The 6,985-nt window shown below is 63.4% G+C and carries 11 protein-coding genes; 5 read left to right on the plus strand and 6 right to left on the minus strand.

What is annotated here, in order from left to right:
• Positions 1-17 precede the first annotated feature (17 nt).
• A complete protein-coding gene (locus AC1DJT_RS32440) occupies positions 18-170 on the plus strand; it encodes a helix-turn-helix domain-containing protein (RefSeq protein WP_476835686.1) in 153 nt (50 codons plus the stop codon).
• Entirely contained in the window at positions 136-405 is a 270-nt protein-coding gene (locus tag AC1DJT_RS32445) for a hypothetical protein (protein WP_476833244.1), read from the plus strand. The genes AC1DJT_RS32440 and AC1DJT_RS32445 overlap by 35 nt, the downstream gene beginning before the upstream one ends.
• A gap of 18 nt (positions 406-423) precedes the next feature.
• Here AC1DJT_RS32445 and AC1DJT_RS32450 read toward each other — a convergent pair whose 3' ends face one another.
• Positions 424-684 carry a hypothetical protein gene (locus AC1DJT_RS32450; RefSeq protein ID WP_476770248.1) on the minus strand — a complete coding sequence of 87 codons (261 nt, stop codon included), beginning with the start codon at positions 682-684 and terminating at the stop codon, positions 424-426.
• Between the two features lie 136 nt (positions 685-820).
• Here AC1DJT_RS32450 and AC1DJT_RS32455 point away from each other — a divergent pair, with 136 nt between their 5' ends.
• Both AC1DJT_RS32455 and AC1DJT_RS32460 read left to right on the plus strand, forming a co-directional pair.
• Positions 821-1,099: a hypothetical protein gene (locus tag AC1DJT_RS32455; protein ID WP_476770249.1), complete on the plus strand. Its 279-nt coding sequence runs from the start codon at positions 821-823 to the stop codon at positions 1,097-1,099.
• A 14-nt stretch (positions 1,100-1,113) separates the two neighbouring features.
• Positions 1,114-1,473 carry a phasin family protein gene (locus tag AC1DJT_RS32460; protein WP_476770250.1) on the plus strand — a complete coding sequence of 120 codons (360 nt, stop codon included), beginning with the start codon at positions 1,114-1,116 and terminating at the stop codon, positions 1,471-1,473.
• A gap of 308 nt (positions 1,474-1,781) precedes the next feature.
• Here the strand turns inward: AC1DJT_RS32460 and AC1DJT_RS32465 are convergent, their stop codons facing one another.
• The 4 genes from AC1DJT_RS32465 to AC1DJT_RS32480 all read right to left on the minus strand — a co-directional run bounded on the left by AC1DJT_RS32465 (position 1,782) and on the right by AC1DJT_RS32480 (position 5,904).
• Positions 1,782-2,846 (minus strand): recombinase family protein, encoded by a 1,065-nt coding sequence (locus AC1DJT_RS32465; RefSeq protein ID WP_476835682.1) that lies wholly within the window; start codon positions 2,844-2,846, stop codon positions 1,782-1,784.
• 456 nt (positions 2,847-3,302) lie between these two features.
• Positions 3,303-3,725 (minus strand): hypothetical protein, encoded by a 423-nt coding sequence (locus AC1DJT_RS32470; protein ID WP_476835683.1) that lies wholly within the window; start codon positions 3,723-3,725, stop codon positions 3,303-3,305.
• Between the two features lie 1,541 nt (positions 3,726-5,266).
• Positions 5,267-5,470: a hypothetical protein gene (locus tag AC1DJT_RS32475; protein ID WP_476770253.1), complete on the minus strand. Its 204-nt coding sequence runs from the start codon at positions 5,468-5,470 to the stop codon at positions 5,267-5,269.
• Complete coding sequence (locus AC1DJT_RS32480; protein WP_476835684.1) at positions 5,467-5,904, minus strand: DUF5681 domain-containing protein; 438 nt, start codon at positions 5,902-5,904, stop codon at positions 5,467-5,469. Before AC1DJT_RS32480 ends, AC1DJT_RS32475 begins: the two co-directional genes overlap by 4 nt.
• A gap of 358 nt (positions 5,905-6,262) precedes the next feature.
• Between AC1DJT_RS32480 and AC1DJT_RS32485 the strand changes: the two genes are divergently transcribed.
• A complete protein-coding gene (locus AC1DJT_RS32485; RefSeq protein WP_476770255.1) occupies positions 6,263-6,673 on the plus strand; it encodes a universal stress protein in 411 nt (136 codons plus the stop codon).
• Positions 6,674-6,771: 98 nt separating this feature from the next.
• Here AC1DJT_RS32485 and AC1DJT_RS32490 read toward each other — a convergent pair.
• A partial coding sequence (locus tag AC1DJT_RS32490) for a hypothetical protein (RefSeq protein ID WP_476835685.1) occupies positions 6,772-6,985 on the minus strand: 214 nt, incomplete at its 5' end.

A 6,985-nucleotide genomic window follows, 5' to 3' on the forward strand; every position in this document is an offset into this window, starting at 1 on the left:
CCTTTGTCGAACGCCAACTGATCCTCGCCACGCTGCGGGAAACCGGCGGCAACCGCACCCATGCCGCCTCTCTGCTCGGCATCTCCATCCGCACGTTGCGTAACAAAATTACGTTGTACGCAGCGGACGGCTACGATGTGCCGGAACCCGCACATCCAGGGGCACAATGAGCGCGCGATGCCCCTTGCCCCATCGCATGGCATCGCCGCAGCAAACCTCGTCTCCTCCGCAACCATGGCCGGCCTGCTGCGCTGCCTGGTGCAGAAGGGCGTTTTGCAGTCCGCCGACGTAAGGGAGATCTACGAAATCGCGCTTCTCGTTCTTGAACAGCAGCAGGGCGCTGTGCCGGGCGCAGCAGCCACCTTCAAGGCCGCCCGATCCGCAATTGAACGGAACCTGGCCTAACCGGCACCATATGCTGCATCAGATTGCCGGGAACCGGCCAATATATGGGTCAAGTAAATTAAAAGTCCTCGATACGAATATTTTGTGTTGTATCTCGCTTGCATCAATGAATAATCCCCTCGCGCGGCGGCAGAGGCCGATTGCAAGGCCAGAAAGAGATTGCGCCTCGCGCATTGAAAAGACCTCGGCGGGATTGCTCTCGTCGCGGCCAGGCAATAATGGCCGTTCAAATCTACCGATTGCGCCGATCTTCTTAAAATGGACTGGGAAGATCTGCATGCAACCCAACTTATCCTGATCCAGGCGCCATCGATCCTTCCCATGACCTGAAAGAGGCTCTGATCAAGGGCCACACGATCAGGTCAAACCGGATCCATACGTTAGGCGCCCATGCGATCCTCAGCTGGAGACCTCCATGATCCACGCGAAAACCTTGCCGCATCGCGGCAGCAGCATGCGGAGCAGCAGCTTCATCGTCGGCCGGAGCCGTGACGGCAGCTGGACCGTCCGCGAGATCGGTGGCTTTGTCGCGGCCACTTTCCCCAATCGCAGCGAGGCGATCCGCTTTGCCCGGTCCGAGAGCGGCGAGCGACAGGGCGCGGTCGTCCTGGCGCCCTTTACAGGCGTCCATGCCGCAGCGCTTGAAGCTCTTCTTCAAAGCAGCGGGCTTCGCAACCAGTCACAGTCTCATTGAGAGGAGACACGACCATGCATGACCTGCCGAAAAACCTGATGGAGCCGTGGGAGACATTTCTCACGGCGGTCGTGAAGGCAAACAGGCTCGCCCTCGACAATCTGCAAAAGCTGAGTGTTCTGCAGATGGATATGCTCCGGACGTGCATGGATCTAGGTTTTGCGCGCCTGAGGGCCGCTGCAGATATAAAAGACGCGCAGGACTTCCTGGATTTCCAGGCCGGCCAGATCGACGCCACGATAAGCCTGTCCGAGACGCTGGACGACGAGGGCAAGGCGCTGGCTGACCTCGGCGATGACATCATTGCCGAGTGCAGCAGGTTGACCGAAGATGTCGCTGGCGGGCCGCTCCAGCCCCCACGCAAGGCCGCTTGAGCGACGCCCGCGATCTCGCGGCGACGCCTCCCCCCGGAACCTATGGCGCTCGGCCGGCTGCGGCGGAACAAAAAAAGAAGTGGCACCCGACCTGGATAACAATGCCATCCAGGTCGGCGCGAGCCGGTCCAGTAATGCCAGCATGACGTCGCTTCCGGCGACCAGGTGCGGCGTCGGGACACAATGACCGGCACGCCGCTGGCGGAGCGCTGAACAACGCCCCACATCACCCAGACGACGTCTTGCCAGGGGCTATGGGTAAGATCATCGGACCATCGCCCCCCGCTTCCGGACAATCCCCCGAAGACCTAGGCCCGAAGAAGAATGTCCCGCACCTGCGTCGCGGCCCATTTGCCCTTACGAGCCGTCTGGACGCCTCTGGCATTGAGCATGTCCGCTATCGCCCGGAGCGAAGCGCCCGAGGCGCGAGCGTCGCGGATCATCGGCAGGATCGCAGCGGCAAAGCGATCAGCATTGGCCTTGCCCGTGGCCGCGCCCTTGGCCTGGGCCTCGGCCAGGTTCGTCCGGTTGCCGAGCGGCACACCCTTCGCCTTCGCGGCAGCCAGCGCCGACTTCGTGCGGGCGGAGATCATGGCGCGCTCTTTCTCGGCGAGCGCGGCATAGATGTGGAGCATGAACGGGTCGGCATCCGCGCCCAGCTCGGTGACGATGAATGGAATGCGCTGCGCCATGAGGCCGGCGACGAAGGCCACATCACGAGACAGGCGATCAAGCTTGGCGACGACGACCGCGCACTTGTGGCGGCGGGCCTCGGCCAGGGCGGCGCCAAGCTGCGGGCGACGATCGAGAGCATCGGAGCCCTTTCCTGTCTCGACCTCGACATGCTCGCCGACAATCTCGAAGCCTTCGACCTCGGCAAAGCGGGCAATGGCGGCGCGCTGCGCTTCAATGCCCAGGCCGGAGCGTCCCTGCTGTGCCGTGCTAACCCGCCGGGCCGCGCCCAGCAGCGACAGCAGGATCAGCACCCGCTCGGACGGCGCCTGGCCGGCATACAGCCCAGCCAATCCTGCGAAGGGCCCGCGCTCGACCCGCACCCGATCGCCAGGCAAGAAGCGCGGCGGTAGCTCGATCAGGCCGTCGACCTCGCGCCCGCGCAGCTCCCCGATGACGTCATCGGCGACCCGCGCAGGCCCGCTGCCTTTCATGATCAGCGACCTGATGCCCGGCGACCAGCGCGCTCCATGCCATTGCGCCGTGATCCCGACGAAGATGTAGCTCGGAAAAAGCAGTGGCGTCGCCTCGACGACCCGGCGGCGCAAGACACGGCGCTCGACGATGCGCGGCGCATAGACCTCGAAGCCGCTGCGCTTCAGTTCGGCGAGCGCCAGCGCCTCACGGCTGACCCGGGCCACGACCCACATTCAGCGGGTGCCGTAAGCGCGGCCGGCGTGCGGCATGAGGCTGGGCATGGGTTCCCCGAGGCAAGGGATGCCGGGCATGTGACCGCGAAGGCCGCCCCGCCGCAAGGCTGGTCTTCCCAGCAGTGGCAAAACCACGGGCCGATGATGTGCCCCACCTCGCCCCCGTCCATTTTCATGGACGGATCCCACGGCTCGCCGACGTCGAGCTTGTTGGCGCTGACCCAAGGGTCTTGGCTGAACTTTACGGCGCGACGCTCGCGAATGCGCGGCGCATGGATCAGCCGGTTCAGATTAGGTGACTTCGCCCCCGGGTAGTGAGCCCCCCCCAAGGGACGACGGGGACTGTGGCTGCGAACGCCGCCACGCCGCAAGCGGCATCGTCTCGGTAATGGATTGACGGTCAGGGGGGCATTACTACAGTTGTAGGTCGCTACCGTAGAGATAGGATCATTGGCGCAAGTAAGCGGCATCAAGAGCCGCATTGCATCGCGCGGAAACCACGCGCCTTGCCGTTGTAAGGCATGCGAGAATATTGCCCTGACCCGCCACGATTCCTTTACAACGCTGATTGGCATCCGCGCTGCAGCTCTTCAAAACATTAGCCGCGCGTGCCGCACATTTTTTTGCTAACTTGTCTTTTTCTTGGGAAAGGCAACTAAGGAGGTCTGTTTTGACCCACCCAGCCGCGTCTGTTTGTACCGGCACTCCTTTGCCACTGCACCGCTCTTGTAGTTCTTTGCCGCAAGCAAGATCCTCCGCCCGCGCCTTCTGTGCCTCAGCAACGTTGAAGTGGGCATCAGAGATAAACATTGCAGCAGAGAACGCGATAGCTGTGATGACACCACAACGGCGGAAAGCACCTCGCAGCATTCTCATTTTCCTTCTCCCGAATTTGCGAGCGTAGCACGTATCGGCGCACTGCGCATCTCGTCGCCCGCCGTCGAGCCACGCGCCCTTCATAAGATATAGGGCGCGTCCCGCTTGATCCGATCGGACACCGCTGCAACGCGCACTGTGCCCGCTCCAGCCGACCAGCCAGCTTACGATACAACTTGAGGCGGTCACTGCGGGTGAGGATGGGCGTCCATTTCCTAGCATTTCGGCCCTCGGAGCCCTAATCCMAAGCCTCACAAGACGCGCCGGCCAAACTCAAACGGCCGCCACGGGCCTCCTGAGGCTCGACGGGGCCCTCCAGGCCCAACCTTCGCTTTCAGGGGCCAGGGGGGGCATTCCTAAAACAAGGCTTCTCTCCGGGGCCGGGCGCGGCGGCGCTCGAAAAGGCACATAGTCGTTCAAAAATTTCCCAATGAAATCAATGACTTAGCTGGTGATCTGGGTAAGGGAGGCAGCCGGGATCCCTGGGGGGTCAGCCCCTTGGAATTGTTGCATAATTTGACTAGTCGCGCGGTCCTGCCGTGCAGGAATGTCGTCTTGCCCCGCCTCGATCGCACAACCGGGACGCGCTAAGGAAAGCGAGGGTTATCAAGGGGTTACGCGGGGTGAGGGGGAGGTGGCGGGCGGTCGGCCGGGGTTTAGGCGGGGTCGCCACGGGGTCGGGCAGGCGTCGAAGCTCGGCGGATCCCGCCTGTCCGCACCTATCCCCGCCGATTTGATGCGGACGGATCCCGGGGCGGCTTTACTGGAGGGTGTGCGCGGCCTCGACCGTGATCTTCGCGCCCCTGCCGCCGTCCGGGGTGATGAGGGTGTCGCCGAGGGCCGGCGTCAGGATGGCGCCCTGTAGTTCCTACGGGTCGATGATCCGTCTCGGCGCGAGGTCGCCTCGAGATGACGCCCGCGCTCATCTCCTCGACGGGGATGGGGTGTTTTAGGCCCGGGCACCGTCGCCCAGGTGCGGCAAGACCGCGGCCCGCGTGATAGGTCGGCGTGCCGAGGCGGTCGAGGCCTGGCCCGCAGTTGTCCCCGATGCGGGCCTCGGCGCAGGACGCTGCTACCTTGAGCGCGGCCCTGCCGCCCTTAGCCGCCTGGCGAGCCCCTGGGGACAGGAAGTAGGCGGCGGCGACGACCATGTCGCCTGCATTGTCGTGCTGGCGGCCTTGCTGATGTACTCGTGCATCTGCGGATTTGCAGGTTGGCGATCAAATCCTGGACCCTGGCCGGGACGCCACGCGGCGGCTCATAACGCGGCAGATCGAACTGCGGCACCTGGGGGGCATCGTGCAGGCGGGAGTAGCCGAAGAGTCGCTCTGTCGATGTCGGCGGCCTTGCCCATGGGTGCCTTGGCCTGGAGCGCGGCGCGTTCGGCAACCTTCTGCTCGACATCCTGGGCAAGACCCGCGCCGAGGGGTGGCAATTCGCCTCCGAGGCCACCACCAGGTCACAGGGCCTTTGCGCCCTTGGTGGCCCTGGCCGCGCCCTTGACGCCCTGTGATGCGCCTGAAGCGGCGCCCGGCTCAGCGGCGGAACTTGGCCTGCCATTCCTCCTCCGTCAGGCATCGACCCGGCTGCATGGCATCCTCGGTAATCCCAATCGCCGTCCAATACTCATCGCCTGGCGGGCGGTTGCTGACCACATACTGCACACGGTTCATGGCGCGCGTTGTCTCCAGTTTCGCAATGCGCTCCGACAGTCGCGTCATGTTGCTGGGCTTCGTCATGCCCGCCCTTCTTCCAGTGCCTCGAGCCTGCGGTGCAGATCGGTGACCTCGATGGCCCTGGCATGGGCATCCACCAGCCTGCCTAGTTCGGCTGCCTCGCACGGAGTAAGTTCCCCCGCTGCGACTGCCTCCAGGATGGCMTGCGTCGCGCTGGGTAGATCGGCCGCCGTCTCGATCCTGGGGAGGTCAAGGGTGACTGGCCGGTCGCGACGCACAGATGCGAGCCGATCCATGCAGAGCCGCAGAGCAGTCATGTCGCCGGCCAGTCCCAACTMGATCGCCTTGCGTGTGAGCGCCTCGGCCTCGCCCTCCAGCAAAGCTTCAATGGCAAGCGTCACCTTGTGTCGGGTGCCCTTTGCCTTGCCGGCCGGGTTGCCCGACTGGCCCGGCTTGAACTTGCTGCCGCCCTGTTTTCGTTCTGCATTTGCAGGCATCACGGCAAACCTCTAGCGACGATCCATGCGATGAAGCCGACGGCGGCGAGGGTCATCAGGAGAGCGCCCCTGCGGCCTCGGCTCAGGCGCTCCCGTTCCAGGACGCATCCAAGCGTCAATTTCACGATGGCAAATCTGCAATCAATCAAATCATAAAGCGCGCCGGATTATGCAATATTGCCATCGAAAATAACACCCGCGACCAACTTGGCCGAGGGCGCCCGGGCCCTCACAAAAGCCACGGCATCGAGCAGATACAGCGACAGGAAGGACTGGCAGTATCGGGACCATCAGGCCGACGGCTTCTTCSGATCAATKTCATCCAGGATGCCRGCGCAWTTCCTACCGGAGAGGGCAAATGTACAAACACATTCTGATCGCCACCGACGACTCCGAACTTGCTCGCAAGGGTCTTGAACACGGCTTGGCGCTCGCCAAGCCGCTCGGGGCGAAAGTCACCGTTCTGACCGTTTCGGCGCCCCTGCGTCCGGAGATGGCACCTGCAGCCCGTCAGCAGATTGATGAGTTCATCAAGGAACGCATTACCTCCATAGAGCAACGCGCGTCCGAACACGGCGTCACGGTAGATCTGGAACACGAGATCGATGTTTCTCCGGCCGCGGCAATCGTCCGATTGGCCAAGCTCAAGGGCTGCGACCTCATCGTGATGTCCTCTCATGGCCGACGGGGCATACAGAAAGTCGTGCTCGGGAGCCAGACGTCTGAGGTGCTGGCAAGTACAACTATCCCTGCACTGGTGGTCCGGTAGTCGATCCTCCCAGCAGATCTCGCTCGTAAAACGAGCTGTCGCAGACGTTTTGCGATAGCTGGGGCGAGCCCACATGTCCCGACGAGCCGAGGGTGGGGTTAGCGCTTCCGCCCCCGCCCCTTGCCTCGCGCTGCTGCGATGACTGCCGGCTCCTCTGTCAGCGCTTCCCGACGTTCGGCCTTCTCATCCTTTGTCGCATTGGTGTCAGCGAGCACACGGTCCACAGCCTCGGCCGCCTCCGATCGAACATCATCCGCATTGGCCTTCTGCTGCTCAATTGAAACGGCGTCTTCGTTCGAGACGGAATAGCCG

The sequence above is a fragment of the Allobosea sp. 05T422_2 genome (assembly GCF_056396265.1).

Coding starts and splice junctions, on each gene's coding strand:
- AC1DJT_RS32475 (WP_476770253.1), bottom strand. CDS start 5,470: ATGACGAAGCCCAGCAACATGACGCGACTGTCGGAGCGCATTGCGAAA.
- AC1DJT_RS32455 (WP_476770249.1), top strand. CDS start 821: ATGATCCACGCGAAAACCTTGCCGCATCGCGGCAGCAGCATGCGGAGC.
- AC1DJT_RS32450 (WP_476770248.1), bottom strand. CDS start 684: ATGCAGATCTTCCCAGTCCATTTTAAGAAGATCGGCGCAATCGGTAGA.
- AC1DJT_RS32470 (WP_476835683.1), bottom strand. CDS start 3,725: ATGCTGCGAGGTGCTTTCCGCCGTTGTGGTGTCATCACAGCTATCGCG.
- AC1DJT_RS32485 (WP_476770255.1), top strand. CDS start 6,263: ATGTACAAACACATTCTGATCGCCACCGACGACTCCGAACTTGCTCGC.
- AC1DJT_RS32445 (WP_476833244.1), top strand. CDS start 136: ATGTGCCGGAACCCGCACATCCAGGGGCACAATGAGCGCGCGATGCCC.
- AC1DJT_RS32460 (WP_476770250.1), top strand. CDS start 1,114: ATGCATGACCTGCCGAAAAACCTGATGGAGCCGTGGGAGACATTTCTC.